The sequence below is a fragment of the Nitrosomonas communis genome (genome assembly GCF_900114745.1).
Lineage (GTDB): Bacteria > Pseudomonadota > Gammaproteobacteria > Burkholderiales > Nitrosomonadaceae > Nitrosomonas > Nitrosomonas communis_A.
This window is the reverse complement of sequence record NZ_FOUB01000028.1, coordinates 17,297-38,639: the sequence shown is the minus strand read 5'-3', so window position 1 is coordinate 38,639 and position 21,343 is coordinate 17,297. Positions and strand designations below refer to the sequence as shown.

17 protein-coding genes and 1 pseudogene are annotated in these 21,343 nt (G+C 42.5%); 4 read left to right on the top strand and 14 right to left on the bottom strand.

The genetic code is table 11. The features are described from left to right. Positions 1-69: 69 nt before the first annotated feature. The 6 genes from BM122_RS11425 to BM122_RS11400 form a co-directional block, all read right to left on the bottom strand. Positions 70-1,362 carry a restriction endonuclease subunit S gene (locus BM122_RS11425; RefSeq protein WP_074905679.1) on the bottom strand — a complete coding sequence of 431 codons (1,293 nt, stop codon included), beginning with the start codon at positions 1,360-1,362 and terminating at the stop codon, positions 70-72. Positions 1,363-1,397: 35 nt separating this feature from the next. After that, positions 1,398-3,140 (bottom strand): type I restriction-modification system subunit M, encoded by a 1,743-nt coding sequence (locus BM122_RS11420; protein ID WP_074905678.1) that lies wholly within the window; start codon positions 3,138-3,140, stop codon positions 1,398-1,400. A gap of 180 nt (positions 3,141-3,320) precedes the next feature. Further along, positions 3,321-4,214, bottom strand: coding sequence for a metallophosphoesterase (locus tag BM122_RS11415; RefSeq protein WP_074905677.1), 894 nt, complete (start codon positions 4,212-4,214; stop codon positions 3,321-3,323). Positions 4,215-4,321: 107 nt separating this feature from the next. Then, positions 4,322-4,921, bottom strand: a complete 600-nt coding sequence (locus tag BM122_RS11410) for a hypothetical protein (RefSeq protein ID WP_074905676.1) — start codon at positions 4,919-4,921, stop codon at positions 4,322-4,324. Between the two features lie 7 nt (positions 4,922-4,928). Beyond that, positions 4,929-5,507 (bottom strand): RadC family protein, encoded by a 579-nt coding sequence (radC, locus tag BM122_RS11405; RefSeq protein WP_074905675.1) that lies wholly within the window; start codon positions 5,505-5,507, stop codon positions 4,929-4,931. Further along, positions 5,504-6,439, bottom strand: a complete 936-nt coding sequence (locus BM122_RS11400) for a site-specific integrase (protein WP_218152061.1) — start codon at positions 6,437-6,439, stop codon at positions 5,504-5,506. The genes radC and BM122_RS11400 overlap by 4 nt, the downstream gene beginning before the upstream one ends. Before the next feature lie 243 nt (positions 6,440-6,682). Between BM122_RS11400 and BM122_RS11395 the strand changes: the two genes are divergently transcribed. Continuing rightward, the gene (locus tag BM122_RS11395; protein ID WP_083398457.1) at positions 6,683-7,246 is read left to right on the top strand and encodes a winged helix-turn-helix domain-containing protein; all 564 of its coding nucleotides are present in this window, start codon (positions 6,683-6,685) and stop codon (positions 7,244-7,246) included. Further along, the gene (locus tag BM122_RS11390) at positions 7,246-7,593 is read left to right on the top strand and encodes a transposase (RefSeq protein ID WP_074905673.1); all 348 of its coding nucleotides are present in this window, start codon (positions 7,246-7,248) and stop codon (positions 7,591-7,593) included. Before BM122_RS11395 ends, BM122_RS11390 begins: the two co-directional genes overlap by 1 nt. A gap of 161 nt (positions 7,594-7,754) precedes the next feature. Here the strand turns inward: BM122_RS11390 and BM122_RS11385 are convergent. After that, positions 7,755-9,067 (bottom strand): annotated as a pseudogene (locus tag BM122_RS11385) (IS1380 family transposase). Positions 9,068-9,118: 51 nt separating this feature from the next. Between BM122_RS11385 and BM122_RS11380 the strand changes: the two are divergent. Further along, the gene (locus tag BM122_RS11380) at positions 9,119-9,376 is read left to right on the top strand and encodes a transposase (protein ID WP_256212015.1); all 258 of its coding nucleotides are present in this window, start codon (positions 9,119-9,121) and stop codon (positions 9,374-9,376) included. A 52-nt stretch (positions 9,377-9,428) separates the two neighbouring features. Here BM122_RS11380 and BM122_RS11375 read toward each other — a convergent pair whose 3' ends face one another. The 4 genes from BM122_RS11375 to BM122_RS11360 all read right to left on the bottom strand — a co-directional run bounded on the left by BM122_RS11375 (position 9,429) and on the right by BM122_RS11360 (position 14,520). Continuing rightward, positions 9,429-11,225 carry a hypothetical protein gene (locus BM122_RS11375; protein WP_074905671.1) on the bottom strand — a complete coding sequence of 599 codons (1,797 nt, stop codon included), beginning with the start codon at positions 11,223-11,225 and terminating at the stop codon, positions 9,429-9,431. Between the two features lie 397 nt (positions 11,226-11,622). After that, on the bottom strand, positions 11,623-12,699 hold the full coding sequence (locus BM122_RS11370) for a hypothetical protein (protein WP_074905670.1): 1,077 nt from the start codon (positions 12,697-12,699) through the stop codon (positions 11,623-11,625). A 576-nt stretch (positions 12,700-13,275) separates the two neighbouring features. Continuing rightward, entirely contained in the window at positions 13,276-13,701 is a 426-nt protein-coding gene (locus BM122_RS11365; RefSeq protein ID WP_074905669.1) for an LEA/WHy family protein, read from the bottom strand. Positions 13,702-14,052: 351 nt separating this feature from the next. After that, positions 14,053-14,520: a hypothetical protein gene (locus tag BM122_RS11360; protein WP_442754077.1), complete on the bottom strand. Its 468-nt coding sequence runs from the start codon at positions 14,518-14,520 to the stop codon at positions 14,053-14,055. Between the two features lie 128 nt (positions 14,521-14,648). On the opposite strand from BM122_RS11360, the gene BM122_RS11355 reads away from it, so the two are divergent. Beyond that, a complete protein-coding gene (locus BM122_RS11355; RefSeq protein ID WP_074905668.1) occupies positions 14,649-17,048 on the top strand; it encodes a beta strand repeat-containing protein in 2,400 nt (799 codons plus the stop codon). A gap of 191 nt (positions 17,049-17,239) precedes the next feature. Here BM122_RS11355 and BM122_RS11350 read toward each other — a convergent pair whose 3' ends face one another. The 3 genes from BM122_RS11350 to BM122_RS11335 all read right to left on the bottom strand — a co-directional run bounded on the left by BM122_RS11350 (position 17,240) and on the right by BM122_RS11335 (position 21,269). Then, positions 17,240-17,716, bottom strand: coding sequence for a phBC6A51 family helix-turn-helix protein (locus BM122_RS11350; protein ID WP_074905667.1), 477 nt, complete (start codon positions 17,714-17,716; stop codon positions 17,240-17,242). A 144-nt stretch (positions 17,717-17,860) separates the two neighbouring features. After that, the gene (locus BM122_RS11345) at positions 17,861-19,252 is read right to left on the bottom strand and encodes a hypothetical protein (RefSeq protein WP_074905666.1); all 1,392 of its coding nucleotides are present in this window, start codon (positions 19,250-19,252) and stop codon (positions 17,861-17,863) included. A 748-nt stretch (positions 19,253-20,000) separates the two neighbouring features. Next, a complete protein-coding gene (locus BM122_RS11335) occupies positions 20,001-21,269 on the bottom strand; it encodes a tyrosine-type recombinase/integrase (RefSeq protein ID WP_074905664.1) in 1,269 nt (422 codons plus the stop codon). Positions 21,270-21,343: the final 74 nt, after the last annotated feature.

Sequence of the window (21,343 nt, the reverse complement as noted above, 5' to 3'; positions counted from 1 at the left end):
CTTTGCCTTTCAATTATGGACAAATAACCATTTGAGCCTAGTTCTCGTATTAATTTTGAGGTATTCATATCAAACTAATTTACTAATATTGATTTTTCCTGTGACAACAGCAGAAATTAGTGCAGCACGGCGTTCATTGAACAATTCGATGGCGCATTTGGCTTCGGTTATGAGAGTATCGAGTTTACTTGTTTCCGAATCGAGGAAACTAGTTATTAAGTTTTGTTCAGTCAAAGATGGAAGCGGAATTCGAAATTGTGCTAATGTCCCTAAGTAAATTCCTGGTTGAGCTGAATAACTGACATGCGCCCATAATAACTGTTGGAATTTTTGTGCTTGAAATACAAAATTTAGCCATTTCGGATTCATTCGAGTTACTGGTCTAAATATTGCTAAACTTCGTTGGATATGGAATTTATCTAATCCATCAGGTACCAAAGCAACTTTTCCGAGAGTTGCCCCCACGATTGCTAGAAGAACATCATTAGGCTTAGGAATAAAAGATTTGCATAAAGTGTGGTAGCTCTCTTCTGAAATTAACGTGTCATCTTCTCTAAAATCAAATTTTCCGCATTGAATATTTCTTACACTCAAAAGAGGGATTCCTTTAGCTACTCTCGGAGGCGGAAGATGAGTACCATCTTTGAGTAATGAACATTCTCGCTTTAATGAAGTAACATCCCAATGCTGCGGTACCTCACCCAACCATTCAATTCCAGAGTCCTTCATTAGTACATTAGGATTCAGTCCCTTGGTGACAGCATGTGAAATAGCTGCTTGTCGTTTTTCCTTCAGCAGATCAATGAGCCGTTGCTGTGCAGCAACCAGTTCATCAATTTTGGTAATTTCATAATCAAGAAAGGTAATGATGGTTTGTTGTTCATACAGTCCTGGGAGTGGGAGCCAAATACCGACAATTGCATCAAGTGTAATTCGCCTTAGAGCTGCACCGGCATATAAGCTCTCAATCTGTTTCTCTCCATTTACTGATTGTAAAAAGTAGAAGAGAAACTTTGAATCAAGCTTTTCAGGATGAGGACTAATGATAGCCAAACTTGATAGGACAACAAAATCATTATTCTCAACAATAGCAACTTTGCCAACAGTCCCATCTTTCGAAAATAAAACATCATTCAACGATGGTCTGCAACCTGCTTTTTCTAATTGCTCGAAATCTTCCTGGCTGATTTTGGCAGCCCCTTCTACGTTGACTTTACCTGATTCAATATTTCTCACCGTAACATAGGATTTCCCTTCTTCAATGCTCTTTGGCGAAAAGTGAGAGCCGTCGGTGATACGGCCACATGCGTACCTAAGAGAAGCGTGCTTCCACTGTTCCGGTAGCTCCTCCAACCATTTCACCCTACTATCCTTATATCGCTCATAGCGTGGGAAACTCATGCAGATAACCCTTTAATCATAGCCAGAATGCGATCTGTACATTGTTTCAAGTCAGCATCAATCTCAGCTAATGGTCGAGGCGGTTCAAACACATAAAAATACCGATTGAAGGATATCTCATAGCCGATTTTGGTTTTTTCATAATCGATCCAAGCATCTGGCACATGAGGTAATACTTCACGTTTGAAATAATCCTCTAAATCCTCATTGAGCGGCACATTCTCAGTATCACGCAGGTTGCTATCTGCTTGTGGCTGCCCTTTCTGCTTACCTTTAGCAGCTAAAATAACTTGTCCATTTTCGTCACGTAATGGCCGTTCAACGGTAATGGTGCGATAACCAAAGTCAGTATTTTTAAAAATACGGGAAATCGGTTTCTTGCCTTCGCTCGCTTCAATAAATTCTCCAAACAAGCGGGTAATTTCAGCAATATGTTCCTCAGATAGCTCTTTACGCTTCGACCCCAAACTTTTGCGCATCTTTTGCCAGAAACCTGAAGCATCTATAAGTTGCACTAATCCCTTGCGGTGTTCTGGTTTGCGGTTGGATAGTATCCATACATAGGTAGAAATACCGGTGTTATAGAACATATCGGTAGGTAAACCGATGATTGCCTCTAGTAAATCGTTCTCTAATACATAACGACGTATTTCACTCTCACCTGAACCTGCAGCACCGGTAAATAAGGGTGAGCCATTCAATACAATACCAAAGCGACTGCCCCCATCAGCAGCAGGACGCATTTTGCTGATCAGGTGCAACAGGAACAGCAGGGAACCATCTGACACACGCGGTAACCCTGGCCCAAAGCGACCGTTGAAACCCTGAGTTTCATGTTCTCTACGAACTTCTTTTTCGACCTTTTTCCATTCCACCCCAAAAGGAGGATTAGAAAGCATGTAATCGAATTTCTTATGTAAATGGCCATCATCAGAAAAGGTATTACCAAAAACGATATTGGCCACATCCTGACCCTTGATCAGCATATCGGCTTTACAGATGGCGTAAGACTCTGGATTAAGCTCCTGACCAAACATAGTCAAACGTGCATTTGGATTGTGCTCATGCAGATACTCACCTGCTACTGATAACATGCCACCTGTACCAGCTGCAGGATCATAGATAGTTCGCACTACACCAGGTTTAGCTAACACATCGTCATCTTCGATAAATAGCAGGTTAACCATTAACTTTATCACCTCACGTGGAGTAAAGTGTTCACCCGCCGTTTCATTGGAAATCTCGGCAAACTTGCGAATTAACTCTTCAAATAACAAGCCCATTTGGTTGTTACTAACTTTATCCGGGTGCAAATCAACATTAGCAAAACGCTCGGCGACCTGGTACAGCAATCCAGCTTTAGCTAAGCGTTCTACTTGAGTATAAAAATCGAAGCGCTCAAAAATATCCCGAACTGCAGCCGAGAAACCCTGAATGTAAGCAAACAAGTTTTCCTTGATGTGATCCTGATCGCCCATGAGCTTCTTTATATCTAACGATGAAATATTATAGAAACTCTGCCCCGCTTTACGTAGCAAAAAAGGTTCGGAATTGACTTCCATCTTTTGTTTATTAGCATGCTCTGCTAAAACAATTTCTTTAGTTGATTCCAGCACACAATCCAGACGGCGCAACACAGTAAACGGCAAAATCACTTTGCCATACTCAGATTGCTTATAATCACCACGCAAAAGGTCAGCTACCGACCAGATAAAAGCGGAAAGAGATTGATGATTCATATAATCTTAATTTTAGTTTTAGTTTTTTGCTGCTGTGGGTGGTCTATTTAACCGATTATGTTATCGGTTGCAAGAAAATTCTGAAATGAGAAATGACGAAAGAATATCAAATTTATATCTTACATATATAAAAAAATGAGTAATCTATCATTGGCACCATTCAAAGTGGCTTTCCTTTAGCTACTTTTCCCCTCTCCACTTGTAGGCAACCAGTTTACCTCCCTTGGCAATACTGTAATCAAGACATGCGCAGTTATGCGATAAAGGTTTTGGGATTTCCTCATTCATCCAATAATGCCCGATAAAAGCGGGTTTATTTGTCTGCGGATAATTATGCCCGCTGTCTAATGTCATATCCGCAAGCTTGTGGTCACTCGTTAGCTCTGCACCAAGATGTAATCGCTCTTTTAATTCATGGTGGGCTGGTGTCCACCATTTAATCCTAGCAACGCTTCGGATGTGGCCATCCTTATCCGTGAATGTGACGCCATCAGGCAATACTACTTCGGGGCCTTTCAGTAATGTTTCGATGGCACGATAGGGCGCAGAATCTTTCTCACTGCACTTTTCATAGACATTGCCTATCAAGCATTGTTTTACATCGAGTAGGGTAGATATCTCATGCAAAGCTTTTTCATTCCACGAGGCGTGAATCACGCGAATACCACCTGTATCAATATAGACAGGCAGGGTTTTGAACCAATTGATGATCTGCAGGCGTTCATCTATGTCAGGGTATGCTGCTAGGAATGCTTCATGCTGCTTGTTGTTTTTAGCATCATGTGCTCGCAATGGCTTACCATCCTGGCCCAAAGTGGCATAACAGATTGCGTTGAATTCGTGATTACCCATTACACTGAGCGCATAGCCTTGCTCAATCATTGGTTTTACAAGTTGGATGACTTCTCTCTGCTGTGGGCCTCGATCAATAAAATCGCCCAAAAAAATGACTTTATGCTGATTATGCTGATAGACACCCTCGCGAAACACATAGCCCAGCTTTTGCAGCAAAGCATCCAGTGCATCCGCATGCCCATGGATATCGCCAATGATGTCGTAAAATTGTGTCCTCATGATTTTGTTTTGGATATCATGCGTATCTCAAAATTAGGAATTATCGAATAATAACTTGCATTTCTTATCGAGCAAATTGCCATATTAAGGTCTATTTTTTAAGAAAGTTAAGGACGTGGACGTGCCGAGGGGTCACACAAACTTTCCGCATCCATCCGTAGGTTGGCAAACCATTCTTCACCGATTTTTCTTTTGTAAGGCCGTAATTTTTTTAGTGTGATTAGTTCACCACGTTCAAGCGCAACTTGATATGCTTTAACTTCATTTTTAATACTTCTGTTTTTCAGGTCACGGGCATAACCCCCGCGTCGGATATGGGCAATAAATGCAAACCAAGCCGAATGCCTCCAAAATCGTTTATGTAATTTATCTCTGTGACAATTTCTGCAGAGACAAAGTAATACAGGGGCTTCCCAACTAAAAGGTTCCCCATAATCCTCATCGTGATATTCGACTGGAACATTATCGGGATCACCACATAACGCACACGGGCCGGATGCAGGTAACAACACACCTTTGGCAATCAGGCGCTTAAGTTCTCTGGATTTTTTATCACGTTCCGCAGGGCTGTAGCCGTTATACCAACTTCCTCTGCGCGGTTCAATATTCTTTTCAGTTCTCATAGATGAATCCATGCCGTGATCAGATTTTCCAGTGCAATTAATTGCACTAGAAAAGTTATCCACACCCAGTGCAATTAATTGCACTGGAAAATCAAATAAAACCTTGCTCAGCTAAACTTGCTGTTTGAGTTCCGGCAATGATGAAATGATCGAGCACTTTTACATCAACCAAGGACAATGACTGCTTCAGAGTGTCAGTCAGCATTTGGTCTGCCCTGCTTGGTTCTGCCACCCCGCTTGGATGATTGTGTGCCAATATCACTGCTGCAGCGTTATGTTTGAGTGCAGCTTTTACTACTTCGCGCGGGTATACGCTGGCTTGGGTCAACGTCCCGCGAAACATTTTTTCTACAGCAATGACCCGATTCCGTGCATCAAGAAAGATGACTACAAAAACCTCATGCTCATGCTGGTTCAGGGTTAGCTTGAGATAATCCCGCACTGCATCGGGTGAATCTAGTACATCTCTCTGTTGCAATTCTTCTTCCAGAAACCTTCGCACTAATTCTTTAGCAACTGCACATTTTTCATGAGGGATACCCTTTTCTGGGGAAGTTGCGAATAATGGCTGAAGCGAGCCTCGATAAAGCAGACGTGATTCACGTATACCGATAAGTTTGGCAAGCAATTCTGCATTGGATAAGCTCTCATAATGCATGGATATTTTCATAAAACTCCTCCTGCCGCATTGTCAGTAAAAATATTTGCATCTCGAATATAGCGCTGCAGCATCGCATCAGATTTATGGCCAGTTTGCTGGCGAATTTTCCAACTACTGACTCCCGCTTGGGCAGCAGAAGTGACTAATCCCGCCCGCAAGCTGTGGCCTGAGTATTGCGTGAAATCTAGTCCTGCTACTTTCGCGCGTTCTTTGATCACCAAAGCAATCGATTGAGGTGAAATCATTTGCGTCCCGATCTGGCCATGACGATTAATGTTACGGAAAATTGGGCCTTCAGTTATTCCAGAGTGCTGCAGCCATTCACGCAAGGCAATTACTGGGCAAAGAATTCCACGTGCATAAGGGATAGCGATTTTCCTGCCTTGCCCCGCTTGATCAGTTTTGCTGCGGCGTAAATGAATCAGTACACCTTGCTGCACAAATTCAATATCAGAAACTTGCAAACTAGCCAACTCACTTCTTCGGAAAGCTCCCGCGAAACCGATCAGCAATAAAGCTTTATCACGAATACCCTTAATGCCTTGCAAATTGGCCGCCATCGCCACAATATCTTCTTTTATGGCAGGAGCCACTTGGCGCTGCTTCACTCCATGCTGGTTGCGTATCCCACGAAAGGTAGAACGCACCAATTCAGTGCTTATTGGATTAGGCCATTGCTTGATTTTGTGTATTTTGGAAAGGCTGGCCAATCTACGTGTTAGGGTAGCAATGGTAAGCTCTTGAGCGTAATGAGCCAAATAAAAGGTTATTTGGTCGGGGGTAGCAGGTAAAGTACCACCCCAGTTTTGAAAGTGCTGCAAATCATCATGGTAAGCCCGCAAAGTATTAACCGAAAGGGAGGCATTCAGATAATCCTGCACTGCTACATTATTCAAAATCATTGGATTCTGTATTTGCGCCTGGTCAATTGGATAATCCATTCATCCTCCTTATTGCGACAACTCAATCACATTAAAAACATTATGTTTTTCAATGGTTTATTGTATCATTTTGATGGAATTTGTCAATAAAACAACAACTTACGAACGAGCTAGACGGGAAATCAAACTGATTTTTTATGACAAAAAGATGGGATTTCTAGGTAGTGATAAGTAAGAGTTATCGCTACTTACGAGTGATGTAATTCCATTTCTATTTCATAAGTGTAATAATAGAAGTGGCATATGAAAGGAAGTATGGTGATGGCACGAGTAGCAAGTGGTAAAGAGGTGTTGGAACAAGCAAAGGACTTACTGGTTAATGCAAGCACAATAGAAGAATTAAGACAGGCGCAGGCTGTCGTGTTACCTTTGGAACTTGGCTTATCAATGGAGCAGACAGCTACCGCAATAGGTAGTTCAATAGGCTGGGCGTGCCAGCTTCGAAGGCGTCTTATCCGCAATGGCGGCATACGTGAAACAGCCAGGCCCACCCGTGGTGGGCGACGACGCCAGAATCTTTCGCGTGAAGAAGAAGTTATCTTTCTGGCGCCCTTTATAGAAAAAGCAGCGGCGGGAGGCATTTTGATTGTGAGCGAAATCAAGCAAACACTGGATGCCCGCTTAAAGCGCAAGACATCGCTCGCAGCCACCTACAACCTGCTGCACCGTCATGGCTGGCGCAAGCTAGCTCCTGACAAGCGTCATCCCAAAGCAGACGTGCCCGCTCAAGACGAGTGGAAAAAAAACTTCAAGATACCCTCACAGAAATTGACCAGGCGTGGCAAGCAGAAGGACAGCTGCGCCTGATGTTTCAGGATGAAGCCCGCTTTGGGCGTGTTTCTGATACACGCCGATGTTGGTGTCCCAAGCCGATACGACCGCTATGCCAAGCAATCATCACTCAGGAATATGTCTATGCTTATGCCGCTGTCTCTGTGGCTGATGGTGAACTGGATACGCTTATCCTGCCTCAGGTTAATAGCGATTGCATGCAGCTATTTCTGGATGAGGTAGCGTCGCGTCATCCCAATGACCGAATTGTTCTGGCGCTCGATGGGGCAGGATGGCATTGCAGTCACACCCTTAACCCGGATATTGCACGAGCATCAAAAATAAGAGTGAATTTGCCAGAGATTCATTTTTCAAGTAGATAAATCGGATTTCTATTCAGAATTTATTGCTATGGAATATGCTTTTCTGCGTATTTTGGTGGAAATTATGACAGAAAAGAGGTTTTTCTCTGTTGACAGGCGTAGCCCATTCACCCCATAGCTATTTTATGTGGTAAACGGCGGTTCATAATCCTGGAAATGAGCTATCCAGAAGTCAGTCTGGCTGCGGCTTGGAAGAACAGTTTCTGATAAGGGCAGCTGCTTGCAAGTAAAAAGCGAATACGGCGGGTATTGCGTAGCATAACGGCACCGATTTTGATCAGCTTAAGGCGCAATGTGCTCACATAGGCTTGAGCCAGTTCTGTGGCTTGCAGGGCAAGGCGCCGGATGGTTTCCAGCAGGATGTAAGCTAGGGAAGACAGGAGTAGACGAAATTGATTTGACCACCACCGATGGCAACTGGTGCGGTCGGCAAACAGATCAAGTTGTTGTTCCTTAATGCGGTTTTCCATTTCACCGCGGGCGCAATAAAGCTTATCATAGAGGAACTGCGGTTTGCCTATCAGATTGGTAATCACATAACGCGGATTATTGCCTTTCTCAGTATGTTCGATTTTAACGATGATGCGCCGTAGCCGCTGCCAGCTTTTTGCAGCATATTGAAACTCGTTAAACCAGCGTACTTTCTCACCGGATGCGGCATACTGCTTCTCTGCTGCTTGCTGCCACTGCGCAGTGATCTCATTCAGTCGCTTGTTCTGGGCGATCCCCACGATGTAGCCCACCTCATGATGCTCACACCATGCCAGCATTCTGCGGCGGCAGAAACCACTGTCACCTCGAAAAATGATACGAACTTCAGGCCAGCTTTGCCTGAACCGTTTTACCAGCAGTGACAGAATAGCCCAGGCATGTTTTGCCCCATCAATATTGCTTGGCCGCAGGTAGCTTACCAGCAGTTGATCTTCGCAGAACACATACAGCGGCAAAAAACAGTAATGGTCATAGTAACCATGAAAAAACGGCCTTCCTGTTTGCCATGGACCGCATCATCGGTGGCATCAAAATCGAGCATCAGTTCTTTAGGTGGCTGTTCGAACGAAGCCATAAACTGGTCTATCATCACTTGATGAATATGCCAGGCTGTTTGTCGATTCGCCTGATTCTCCCAGCGGCACAAGGTGGAACTGCTTGCCAATACCTCTGCGCGTTCAACCGCTGATTGAATCGCCAAATCATAGCGTAATGGCTGATGATCATTGAGGTCTTCATAGCCACATGCCAAGGCATAAACTCGTTGGCGCAATAGCGCCAAATTATCATGTTTACAACTTGCCTGCCGACGAATATCTTCCAGTACCTGAGCAACCGCTTTGCTCAGGCCAATACGTTTATCCACCTGGCGCAATAACATGACACCACCATCTGAAGTAATCTCTCCACCCTCGAAATTTACTTCAACAGTACGCTTTTTAACATCTGGAAAATTAAATGATTCTTGGATACACTTTGTCACTGGCAATTCCTTTTCTTTATTCAGCCTAGGTAACTGAATTATAAAGAATTATTGAGGAATTGCCACTTCCCTTCGTGCAATATTGGGGTTAAGCTTCCACATAATCTGCGCTTACTCATGCTGCCACCCTACTCACCGGAGCTCAATCCTGTGGAGAATCTTTGGGATGAACTACGGGAGAAATCATTCCACAACCGTGTATTTGACAGCCTGGGCGCGCTTGAAAACCACTTGGAAGCAGCCCCATGCGCGACATGGAAAAAGATCGTGAATGTGTCGATTCCATCGCTGCATGGCCTTGGATTATAAATTCACTTATGAAATAGAAACGGAATAACTTTCCCCCATTTCCTGAAATAAACTATGCGTAGATCGCTGTACTACCGATATTTCTAAAGTCGGATATCTCAAAGCTCGTATTATTAATCTTTTTTGCAATTTCATTATAGGAATCACCCCATCCCACAATACTCTGCACAATATTCTGATTGCTCTGACTGAGCAATGAATAAATAGACAGAACAGCTTCAGCAGCTGACATATAACGCAGCTGTCTTAAGACGAGTGTTCCGAAAATGCAAGCGTAAAAAGGGTTCACCGGCCACAAATGCGAAATTACGACCTGGTTCCCTCCCGCGAGCGAGGCTGCGACGCCATGATTGTTGTGGTTGAAGCTCAATGAGGATGCTGCGCCGTCACAAATATTGAGCACAATCGTGCGTCGAACAATAGATGTCCTCCTGATTATCTTCAACATAGAAGCAGGGATCTGAGAAGCTTCCGAGAAATAGATGCTTTCCTCGCCGCTCTTCCAGTGGCTGTAAATCCCATGCGCCGATATGTAAACGTGGGTGTATATATCGTTGTTTATATACTCAACGAAAAGATCAGGTGCTGGATCAATGATGACTTCAGCATCTATACCGAACTCTTGGTGAATCCATGCCAACTCGGTGTCTCGCGTGAAAGTTTCAGATGACAAGAAAAAGATGAAACATTTTTCGCTTGGCTCCTCCGCTAAGTTTTGTAGGCTTACTGAGATCAAGGGAGGCGTGACACCAAGTGAACAAATCGCTCCTTGCAAAGGGTGGTTGTGCGATGGCAGAAGGGTAATCAAACTTACCTCTCTGTAGAAATCATTATCCAAATGATAGTGATTGATAACCGCTTGCCTTAACTTCTCGAAGTCCTCACCCACAGATGGTATTCCAAACCTCTCCGTGTCTACTCGAAAATCGACTTCATAGTCGCCTCTTAGCGATATCGCTACTTTGTTGAGACGATTGCATAGTTTGATTAACGCAAAGTAGCTCTCGCCATTGTCTTTGTCTGAGAACATGACTAGATTAGACTTTGATATTGCACAGAACTGCGCCTCATCATTCGGGAACACGAAGGCATGAGAACAATCGAATCCTTCGACATTTATTTGTAATTTTAGACATCGCGTAAAAAAAAGCAGGCTTTCGTAGTCATTGCGCTGCATCATTGTCCAATACAGCGAGCTCAACGACTCCATTTTGCCTTGTCGGTACTCCCATAACTCTTTCCAGCTTAGGATCGAAAGAATATTGTGCAGAAGCTCTCGTGAAGGGGAAATCTCAATGTAATAACTGATATTTACCTGCAGCCTATTCAATGGATGAAGGAGATGAGAATAAGAATAGGCGTGGTTGATATGAAATAGATAATCTTCATTACCTTTGTTGATTGCAGTTGTGAGGAAAGCCGACCTATGCAAATCCATTAGCTGCGATGATGGACTCATTGCCTTAATGTGTGACAATGCCTTGTGCTTGTTCACATCGTCATAAAAGTTTGCCCAACTTGCCATCTGAATTCTTGCGGGTAAGGTTTCCGCTCCGCTTTGCTCCAGCATATCCAAGGTCAGCCATAGTTGCAGCCATATTATATTGGCAAGGTCAGGCAATGCGGCCATATTCCAAAAGTAGAAGTAAATCACTTCAACCCATTGGATGAAAAGGTTCGGACGCTGTTCTATCACAGCTTGCATTTCTCGCTTAAAAAAAATGCACATGTGTCCTGTATCAATTTCTACTTGCGGACGATCAGTTCTAGCGCCATGAAAGAATGAGTTGATTGGATGAAAAATCTCCGTAATGATACCGGAATCAAACATTTTGATCGCACGTTCCATCTCCTCCACATAGAAGCTATAGGGAGATAGCGAAGATTTACTGCACTCATTACCCATTATATTGTTTATGGCATGCCTAAATTTGCAATTAACTGCAAAATGACTTTAGCCAGATATTTTGCTTAATCTAGGAAAAGGTATGGGAAAGTAAATTTTTCGGGAAAGCTGATTATTATAAATAAAATAATTACTTAATTACGAGCGTTATGGTATTTTTCCCGATCTCCAATTTTTTATGGCAGTTCCTAATTTGCAATTAACTGCAATTCACCCACTTGCGTACCTTCCTTGTTTATAGAGTTATAGAGGCAAGTTTCTCTAGTGCAATTAATTGTACAGGACCTTATCAAATTAGCAAGTTTAAGCGAATTGCATATTAGAGGTAAAATGCTCTCCATTATACGTCTATAACTTCCAGACCATCCAGGCAATAAAACTCATTTTCTAGCCAAGGATCATCTGGATTTACCTTGCCATAGTGGTTGTATTGATTACAAACTGCATACATTCGATCCCACATTCCAGCATAGCGAATATCATTGCCTGCACAATGTACACCGTCACAGCACCATCCCGGAATAATATGAGGTTCTGTAGCATTTATCTTGTCGATCAGATTATTTACTTCTGTTTGGGTTATAGTTTCGCTTACATCAATTACTGGCGAGTTACCTCCAGTAAGCAACCATGCAGCCTGGCAGAGAAAGTTATTATCATTTTTCAGTGATCTTTCTTGTCGAAGATAGATGTGCTGTATCAGGCGTCTAGCTGGTTGGCAGTCATTAGCTATAGCTAATTCACATAATTTGTGCGCAATAATTAAAATAGTAGAAGCAGATTCCTGGTTCTGTAATACCCACCGTAGAGCATCTACTTTGTTTTGATTAGCTACCGCTTTTTCTAGACCTGATAAGCAATCATCCACAGTGTAAGCTGAGCGATTATAAAGTATCTTTCTGGTTGCCAACATCCCACTGTATATATAGTCATGGCCTCCAGTATCAGGGTGCCACCAATTGGGGATCTTGCATATTCGTATCAATTCAGCCATGACGTTGGAGAAATCCACATCCTTGGAAAGCAATTTTGCATAACTGTCAGATAATTTCTCCATAACTGCTATTGAGTGGCCGTCTTCTGCTGATCCAATCAATAATCTCCTGACAATACGGTACTGGGTACCATTTAATTTTTGTCTAAAAGACCAACAGTAAGTTAACCAATAAGCTCCCTCATCCAAATTTCGCAATCTGATGCCTTTGACTAAACCGGAGAGAGCCTGATAGAAGTTTGGTCTAGCCGATAGTTTCACTGCCTTTTTGGGGTAACACCCAACCGCTTTTAAATGATTACACCAACCTTCAGAAATAAAATTGTGACAGGTACATGTATTTAGATTACGGTCTACTTTATATGGAGAAAGCTCACCTGATGGAAATATTATCAGGCTGGTGGAGCGGAAATTATTATTCATATAACTCCTTGTTTATCAAGGTAAAATTTATTTTAACACATTGATAAACAAGAATAATTTTAAAGCTATATTTATTTTTAGCTCTATCTTCTCTATATTTTTAGATACATATTTAGCCTAACAAGATCATTAATTATTGATCCCAAATTCCTCAGTTAAAATCTCTTAAATTGCTCAAGAACGCTATTGATTAAGATATTTTGAAAAATCCATGAGGTCACCAGTCAGGTGAGATTTTAGTGAAACAATCAAAATCTGCTAAAAGTGTTGTCACAACTTGCTTTCAGTTTGCTGACTGTAACCGAGGAGCAGTTTACATTTTTGGCCGACAACAGCTGATGGTATTAGATGCAGCTTTTCAGGATCATTGGTAGATGAGATGTGATCGACGTTAATGTTAGGAGAGTAAGCTTGCAATACGCTCGGCTAGTGAATTGCAATTAATTGCAAAAGCGATACTCTTCGATATTTCACACCCTCTGCTCAAAAGGTTATGTTTTACTCCAGTATCATAAGCTTTTTGAGATGCACTAATTACCAGCACCATTCAAAGGGATAGACACGTCACCTTTTTGCTCAAATGGGATGCTGCCCAGCCCCTCCAGAAAGAGTTGTCCAGAGATTCTGGTAGTCTATCTTGTCAGAGCTGGATTTCTCTAATTGGCTTAATTGCTGCCATAGCATTCCAAGGGAGCTGGTCGCTTTTACCTCCATCACCGCTTCACTCATGCGAGGTACGGTAACGGTCTTATCGGAAAGACCCTTGGCAAACTTTGTTCCGTTGAGTTCAAGATCAACGGTCATGCCATTGATACGCAGTGCTACGTCGTTGGGATTTTGGATGCGTAGCTGGAGGTTAAACCGCTGCTCCAGGAGGCCAAGCTCTACAAGCTCGATATTAGCCAGGGTGATTTCTGGTTTTTGCTTGATTGTCCCCAGTTGAGTACAGGCGACTAGTAAAGCAACCATATCTAGAAACAATATTAGAACAATGCGTGGCATACCCCCTCCCAATAAAGAATCGTTTATAGGCTATAAATATAGGTAATCGCAGCCCGAGTTTGGAGTATATGCTCACTGGGGCAGTAATAATTTCCATGTTAACCCCATCTCCCCTATCTCCATCCGTATTTGGCAAGCACAAATTTGCAATTAACTGCAATTCCGAGTAGTCATTTTTTCCATTCATTGAAAAATCATTAAGGTCTGTTGACATTTCATATTGGTAACTATAAATATTCACAAGCCATGGAGACCACGCTTTCGTAATTTCTCTCAAGCTTGTCATATCGTGTTGACCCTGCTTAATACTGCTTTACTCGGGCAAAGGCCTTTTCTACCAAATACCAATATCTATTTCAATCCATGTCTGCGTTGCCTTTTACCATAGTTTCTTTTCTCAATATCACAGCTCCAGCTCCCTTCTTCATTAATTTGCACTGGCAAACTATAATTCTCAGCCCTCAAATGAATCTTTGAGCTATTGCCTGCTATGTGGCCTGCGGATTCTTGATCTATTGCTTCCGTACTTATACTGGTGTGCTTAGCATTGCTGCCATCAATAAATTTCCACTCCCGATCAGGATCAATGATCAGTGCTTGGAAAATCCTGATCCACTTGCACCTAGGCATGGAATGTTTTGTAGATATCATTCCGATCTCCAAAATCCTTAAATAAGTCACCCCATGGGCAACTAATCCGCGGGCCGTAAGCACACCTTCTGCTATTATGCGCAAATTGTGCTTGTTATAAATCACTTCCTGAAGCAGAATCTTCTCCCGTTTTGACCGGAACTGATCACTGACCATCAACCGGGGCATCGCAAACTCTCTTTATTTATGGCATAGAGGCTCTAATATTACGAGTTTGTTTCGACTAATTAAATGCTTAGCTTAAATTATCAACCAACCTGTGGCTTTTTTAACTCTATTCAAAAGTAAAACGTATTATGGCTATCCCCCTTCCACCTAATGAAAATTTAATTGCACTGGTAGTGGCTACATTCAATGCCCCTCCTGGTGCACAATTTCTGCAAGATTTCTTTACTGAGATTGAAGCTGGCATGTCTCTACAAACGCTGGCTGATATACTGGTAACTACCGATGAATTTAAGAATGGTATTTTAAAGGGCGCTGTAGCCAATGAAAAAATTGCGGGCGCACTGCTGGAGAATTTTGGCTTGACGGCAGGTAATACTGACCCTTTCAGTCCAGATGCTCAAGCAGAGGCCTATTTCAATGACCGCCTCGAGCAAGGTGCGAGCATAAGTGATGTTATCATCGAAGCAGGCACTTATCTCTTGGGCAATCCTGTTGAAGCATTTCAGCCTGCAGCTGATCTTTTCCATAACAAGATAATAGTTGCTGATGTCTACTCCAGAAAAGATTCAGCCAACGATCTAGCTCAACTGCAATCTATACTGATTGGCGTAACAGCGGCAGGTCCTAAGACAGAATCCGAGGCCGAAGGATATTTGAGTCTTATTAACTTTCCCCATCCCGATCCGACGTTTTTTCTTACTAATGGCGTAGATAATCCTGCCACCTCGAATGACAACGATGAAATCAATGGTGTGGTTGATAATACTACTCCTACCAGTAGTACGCTGACGGACGGCGATAATGTTGACGGTAAGGCTGGGTTCGATACTGCTAACTTTGTTATTGTTACAAACTCATGGCCTACACATGCGACCATCAAAGATTTTGAAAAAATCGTCTTTACAAATGTAAATGCGGGTACTACTGATTTGAATTTATCCAATGTGACCGGTGCAACGGAATTGTGGAACTCTGGTGCCATTAAAGGTTCCATTCTGAACTTAAATAACATTCAAAACAATGCTGCTATCGGGGCTCTCAATGTCGATAAGGGAACTACTCAGAACGCCACATTCAAAGACGGCACGATTAGTACTGGCGGAACAGTCACTTTGGCTTTCGTTTCCTCAGGTGGCAGCACGGCTCGCATGCTTGAAACCGTTGGGCATGCAACCACTGCCAATACCGCCAAAGATGTGACGCTGTCCCTGATCGCAGAGGGCCCTAACTTTGTGCAATTTTCGGACGGGGCAAATTCCATTGGTGGATTAAGTACCATCAAAATTGCTGGAGGCGGTTCGTTGGATATCGTGGCCACGGATGGCGAGTTTAACAACGTTACCACGGTGGATGCTTCGGGTAACACCGGTGGTGTCACGTTCGATCTGACTAGTCACAACAAGGATATCAAGTTCATCGGCGGCGCGGGCAATGATACGCTCACTCTGGGGAACTTCACAGCTACCGATTCCATTGATGGTGGGGAGATCGTGGACAAGGAAGGCAAGAGCAGCGATAACGACACGTTAATTGCCTCATTGGCCAACTTGCAGTCCATTACCAAAGCTGGTTCAGTAAAGAACGTGGAAAACCTCGGCATCACTTTGGAGGGGCCATTGGCTACGAACACAACCGTGAACGCTGAGTTATTTGGCATCGGCAATATCACCATCCATGATGCTTTTGTTGGTGCTGGTGTAGGAAAGGATACGCTCAACCTGACCAATCTGGCGAATCATACCCAGGTAACCTTCAACTCTTCTTCGGCTGCTGCGGGCACAATCGGTATAAATGTCAAGGGCGCTATTGTGGGTATTGATGAAGCTGCAACGCTGTTTTTCGATAAAGGCGTTGATCTCAATACCAACAAAGTGAGCATCAAAGCTGATGGCGTGGAAACCATCACTGTAGCAACCGACGCGACATCTGGCGCTGGTGCCAAGCTCAATAAGCTGGCTGATACTGCGCTGACTACTCTGAAGGTGACTGGATCGGATGGTATCGGTATTGGCGATCTGAGTGCCAGCAAAAACATAACCACCCTTGATGCTACCGGTGTGGTGAAGGATGCTTTCGGTGCCGTTGGGGGTTTATTCATGGATCTCAGTAAAAACGACAAGTCTGTGACCTTTACAGGGGGTCAAGGCGATGATGCCTACATTGCATCGTCTAATGGTGACATTATTACCGGTGGTCTAGGTGGCGATCTTGTCTTTCTAGGTACTGCCGCGGACAAGCTGCTTTACAATGCTCAAGCAGAGTCAAATGGTATTACCACCAAGGATTCGGTCAGCAATTTTGATGTGACTGCTGATTCCATCCAATTCGCTGCCAATATGCAAAAAGGTTCTGCTGCTTACATCGGCGGGAATTCCTTTACCAATACAGATTCGACCCAGGTACGCTTTGATGATGCAGCACAGACATTACAGGTTGATTTGAATGGTGACGGTGCAGCTGATATGGGTATTACGCTCGTGGGTATTAACGCTGCATCCTTCGGCACGACTAATTTCAGTTTTGCCTGATTGGAGGGAATGAGGGTAATTCCTCTACTTCTTAAAACCTTAAACCCTGTTAGCTGCTGCAAGGCTGGCGGGGTTTTTTATTTTCCTACCAACCCCTCAAGCCAATTGCAATTAATTGCAATGAGCATTGAAGCCAATACTCACTGCTGTCCCTTCTGTTTATACTACTTGGTCAAATATTCTTAATGATTTTATATTTTTATACCTCCATCTGAAGAGATTGAATACGATTTTTGTGTGGAAAGCTGGCACGGATTACCATCCATGTCGAATGTAAATGCTTGGTCAGTGAACCGATGGTTTAGGTCAAAATCCCCGATTCGATGTTTTAATGCTTTTTCTAGAACCCCATTTACTGATGCCATAGCGCCTAACACGCCTAGAGCTGCTTTTATCCTTACCGAGCTGGGTTCTGTCAAGTCGCACATAGCCTCTTGTAAAGTTTCGATTGCTGTGATTGTGGCAGCATTCATTTTTTTGGCTATTTCTTCCAATCCTGAATGAGTAATATTATTTAGTTTCGAATTAAATTCTGGAAGCCTCTGCCATCTATAAAGAGTCATTGAAGTAATTTCCAATTTAGCGGCAACCTCACTTGCGGGGGTTCCCATAGCAAGCAGTTGAATGGCTGTAAGTTGCTTCGGTTTTAACGGCTTGTGGTTTTTCATAATCCCCCAACAAAAATAAACAATTTGTAACAGTATAAAAGTTCTTAGATTAGCCCAGAATAATTATCAGCTTATCCAAGCGTATACATTTTTGATATCTCCCCAAAATTTTCTGATATTAATGCAGTTAATTGCAAAACATTTTTACCGAGGGGTGGCTAGTTTATCAAATTCATCTAATGACAATGCCCGTAGTTTGTTCATTCGCTCCTCGCTTGCATCTAGGTCAATGGAATTATTTTTAAGAGCTGAATATATGACCTCGGCTAACTGAGGGTCCTCTTTTTCAAAGTAAACATAAGCATATTCCAATGATTCCCTTTCTTCTTCAGGTATAAGCTTTTGCTTTTCTTGATAGGTGAAGCCTTTACTATTCGTAATAAATGGTGCTTTGGGCTTGGTCACCTCAAGGCTAAGCTCAAATCTTTTTGACTTTAAACTAGCTTTATTTAACAGCTGATTTTCCTGTTTTGCATACCAAGAAATAATTCGATTAGCGTGCCCTGCGAGAAAAGAAGAGTCCAAGGATATTGCATAATCTTTAACCTGCCACACTCCACGTTCCTTTAAATATTCTACAACTGCTTCGTGATTAGCTCCCAAGGCTTTAAAAAACTGAGGAAGTTCTTCTCGCTTCAGTCCGAGACCAATAAATACATGAAAAAATTTACCCAACTTTTTAGCATCCAGATTGGTTGGGCTTGGTGGTAATAAAATACCTTTATCCAAGGATTCACAGTATGATTTATACAAAGAATAAACATTTTTATCGGTACTTACATTTACATTTGAATCCTTTGAGGATACCTTCGTTTTATAATTCTCTCCTGCTTTCGCATTAGAATCCCGGAGAAAAGAAGGATTAGAATCCCGGAGAAAAGGGGGATCTGTCACCCCTTTATCATTATTTTTCTTTTTTCTTTTTTCTAAATTCTCTATATTAGTATACGAAGGTGTACCCGAAGGTATACATGACAGTTCACTTGCTGTGTTACATTGGGGTTCACATGCTGGTTTCTGAGGTATAACATAGCAGGCTTCTTTTGCATGCTTCAGATTAGCTAACTCCTGTTCAATCTCTGCACAGAGTTCGTTGATCAATTTTTGGTTTCTAAACCAATATACTGTACGATGAGGATCGCTAGGTAAATAGAAGGAAGCATATAGTTTCCCCCTAAAGTCAATCTCATTGGGAATAAGTTTTACTGCCTTTTCGAATTGATAACTCTGACGAATTTCATTCAAAATAGAGAAAACAATTCTTCGACTTTTAATTCCGATATGCCCTGAAATTGTTTTGTTGATTGGCATATCCCCGCAGGGATATATATTTCTGTAGATCCCATTTACTGGCATCTCGTATTGGCGGTATAAAAACTCCAGGTGTTGGAGAGCCTGAGCTGTCTTGGAATGCTTGAATCTTTTTTTCAGTAGCTCAAACTCAGGCGAGCCGATAGGAAAGTCGGCTAAGCTGATTTTGGTTTGCGGCTTAAATGGTACTACAACGGTTTTTTTTTGAGGTATTGTATGTGTCATTATATTAGGGGCCAAGCATCGTTGTGCCGGCTAGGTAATATTAGATCAGAATCAAAATTAAAATTATTTTTTGCTACTAAATCCGGGTTGCAGCTCTCATGGGGATTCTTTCTGCTAATTTTCATTTTTACCCTCACTTTCTCCTATTAAAAATCTTCTTGCGGTCTCGTTTCTCCAATAGGGGAACCGTCCGTCGTAACCATCTGGCTTAGGGTATCGACCAGATTTAACGCCTTTTATAAAAGTTGAGTGACAAACTCCGAGTAGAGCCAGCCAGTTCGCAACCCTTAGCCTTCCTTCTTGTTCTAAAGGAACCAGTGGTGCCTTTGGTTGGGTATGTCCACTCCTAGTGGATTTTAGAATTTTTAAGGTATCAGTTATTTTTACTGACATAGGTTAAGTCTCCCTCGCTCGTAAATGAACGATAACAGTTTAAGAATTTCTGTCGGGGATTTATCAGAGTTACCAGACAAATCGCCAATCAGAGCGCAATAACGTACTCATTGCGAGTACACCGCCCTCCTTGGCTGTCTATGTCGAATGACGCACCACCCTGAATACTATTCAGTGGCGCAAAAAAGATAGTTGAAGCAGCTAATATATATTAATCCAAGCCAAAAATCAAATTTAACTTATTGATTAATATCATATTTTCTTAATTTGTCAGCTTTAAGATTGCTTTGTTTGCTGGCAAATGTACGTGCAGTACAATTACTTGCTTAATGCCTCAGAACTGTTATAGGTCGGTTTATGTATTAAAAGCTTGATGAATTGCCCTGCCATGCAATGGTATTACTTCTGCTCCAGCTGCAGTTTTCTCTAGGTAATTTCCCCACCATTGCATCATTTGCTTTCGCTCTTCAAGGTATTGTGCGCGATTATATGCCCCGCGTACTTCATTCCGCTCGCAGTGTGCTAGTTGCAGTTCTATTACATCAGATCTGAATCCGGCTTCATTTAAGATAGTAGAAGCCACTGCCCTAAAACCGTGGCCAGTCATTTTGCTTTTGTAGCCTAATCGATATAAAGCAAAAAGCATGGTGTTGTTACTGACAGGTTTTCTAGGATTTCTACCAGGTAATATGTAACTGCTATCGCCAGCGATAACTTTGAGCTCTTTGAGGATAGTAATTGCTTGACTTGAAAGTGGGACAACATGGGGTGTGCGCATTTTCATGCGTTCAGCTGGGATAAGCCAAATAGCTTTATCAAAATCAAATTCAGCCCAGACAGCACCAATAAGTTCACTGGTGCGGACAAAGGCTAGTGCGAGCAATTGTAATGCGAGCCGTGTTTGCATGTTCCCTGTATCGTCATAACTTGCGATAGCACGTAATAAGTCAGGCAGCTCTTCAGGCTGAATAGCTGCTTGATTCATTTTCTTGTGAGGGGTAAGCGCCCCGCGTAGATCAGGTGATGGGTCGCGTTTGCAGTAGCCTGTAGCTACGCCATATCGAAATATTTGACCGCACAGCTGTAATACCCTATGTGCTAAATCGTATGAGCCACGCTCTTCAATTTTTCTTATAGCTGCTAGAAGCTCAGGAGGCTCAATCTCTGCAATCACTTTTGTACCAATATAGGGAAAAATATTATTTTCCAATCTGCGCTTAACGTCTTTAGCATGATGCGGTACCCAAGTATGAGTTTGTTTATCAAACCATTCCAAAGCGACAGCTTGAAAACTATTTTCCAGAGGAATACCTGCAGCAATTCGTCGCGCTATCTCACTTTTTTCCTTAATGTCGGCCTTAGCTTGCTTTCTTTGTGCACTAGGGTCTATGCCCTTAGTAATAAGTTTCCGTGCCTCGAAATGTGCCAAGCGAGCATCTTTTAAAGTTATATTGGGATATATCCCCAAAGATAATAATTTAGGCTTTCCCTGGAAGCGGTACTTAAAACGCCACCACCGTGACCCGTTGGGATTGACTTGTAAATACAATCCCTCATTATCAAATAAATATTGAACCTTACTGTTGGATTTTGTATTTCGTATTTCAGCATCAGTGAGTGACATATTGGTATAACTCCAATAAGTGTAGAAAGTTATACTAATATTTATACCAAGTTATACTTGGCTGTCAATAGATA

What these genes read in the sequence shown, in the direction of transcription:
- BM122_RS11420 (WP_074905678.1), bottom strand. Translation starts at nt 3,140, where the DNA reads ATGAATCATCAATCTCTTTCCGCTTTTATCTGGTCGGTAGCTGACCTT.
- BM122_RS11415 (WP_074905677.1), bottom strand. Translation starts at nt 4,214, where the DNA reads ATGAGGACACAATTTTACGACATCATTGGCGATATCCATGGGCATGCG.
- radC (WP_074905675.1), bottom strand. Translation starts at nt 5,507, where the DNA reads ATGAAAATATCCATGCATTATGAGAGCTTATCCAATGCAGAATTGCTT.
- BM122_RS11400 (WP_218152061.1), bottom strand. Translation starts at nt 6,439, where the DNA reads ATGGATTATCCAATTGACCAGGCGCAAATACAGAATCCAATGATTTTG.
- BM122_RS11395 (WP_083398457.1), top strand. Translation starts at nt 6,683, where the DNA reads ATGAAAGGAAGTATGGTGATGGCACGAGTAGCAAGTGGTAAAGAGGTG.
- BM122_RS11390 (WP_074905673.1), top strand. Translation starts at nt 7,246, where the DNA reads ATGTTTCAGGATGAAGCCCGCTTTGGGCGTGTTTCTGATACACGCCGA.
- BM122_RS11375 (WP_074905671.1), bottom strand. Translation starts at nt 11,225, where the DNA reads ATGGAACGTGCGATCAAAATGTTTGATTCCGGTATCATTACGGAGATT.
- BM122_RS11370 (WP_074905670.1), bottom strand. Translation starts at nt 12,699, where the DNA reads ATGAATAATAATTTCCGCTCCACCAGCCTGATAATATTTCCATCAGGT.
- BM122_RS11365 (WP_074905669.1), bottom strand. Translation starts at nt 13,701, where the DNA reads ATGCCACGCATTGTTCTAATATTGTTTCTAGATATGGTTGCTTTACTA.
- BM122_RS11360 (WP_442754077.1), bottom strand. Translation starts at nt 14,520, where the DNA reads ATGCCCCGGTTGATGGTCAGTGATCAGTTCCGGTCAAAACGGGAGAAG.
- BM122_RS11355 (WP_074905668.1), top strand. Translation starts at nt 14,649, where the DNA reads ATGGCTATCCCCCTTCCACCTAATGAAAATTTAATTGCACTGGTAGTG.
- BM122_RS11350 (WP_074905667.1), bottom strand. Translation starts at nt 17,716, where the DNA reads ATGAAAAACCACAAGCCGTTAAAACCGAAGCAACTTACAGCCATTCAA.
- BM122_RS11345 (WP_074905666.1), bottom strand. Translation starts at nt 19,252, where the DNA reads ATGACACATACAATACCTCAAAAAAAAACCGTTGTAGTACCATTTAAG.
- BM122_RS11335 (WP_074905664.1), bottom strand. Translation starts at nt 21,269, where the DNA reads ATGTCACTCACTGATGCTGAAATACGAAATACAAAATCCAACAGTAAG.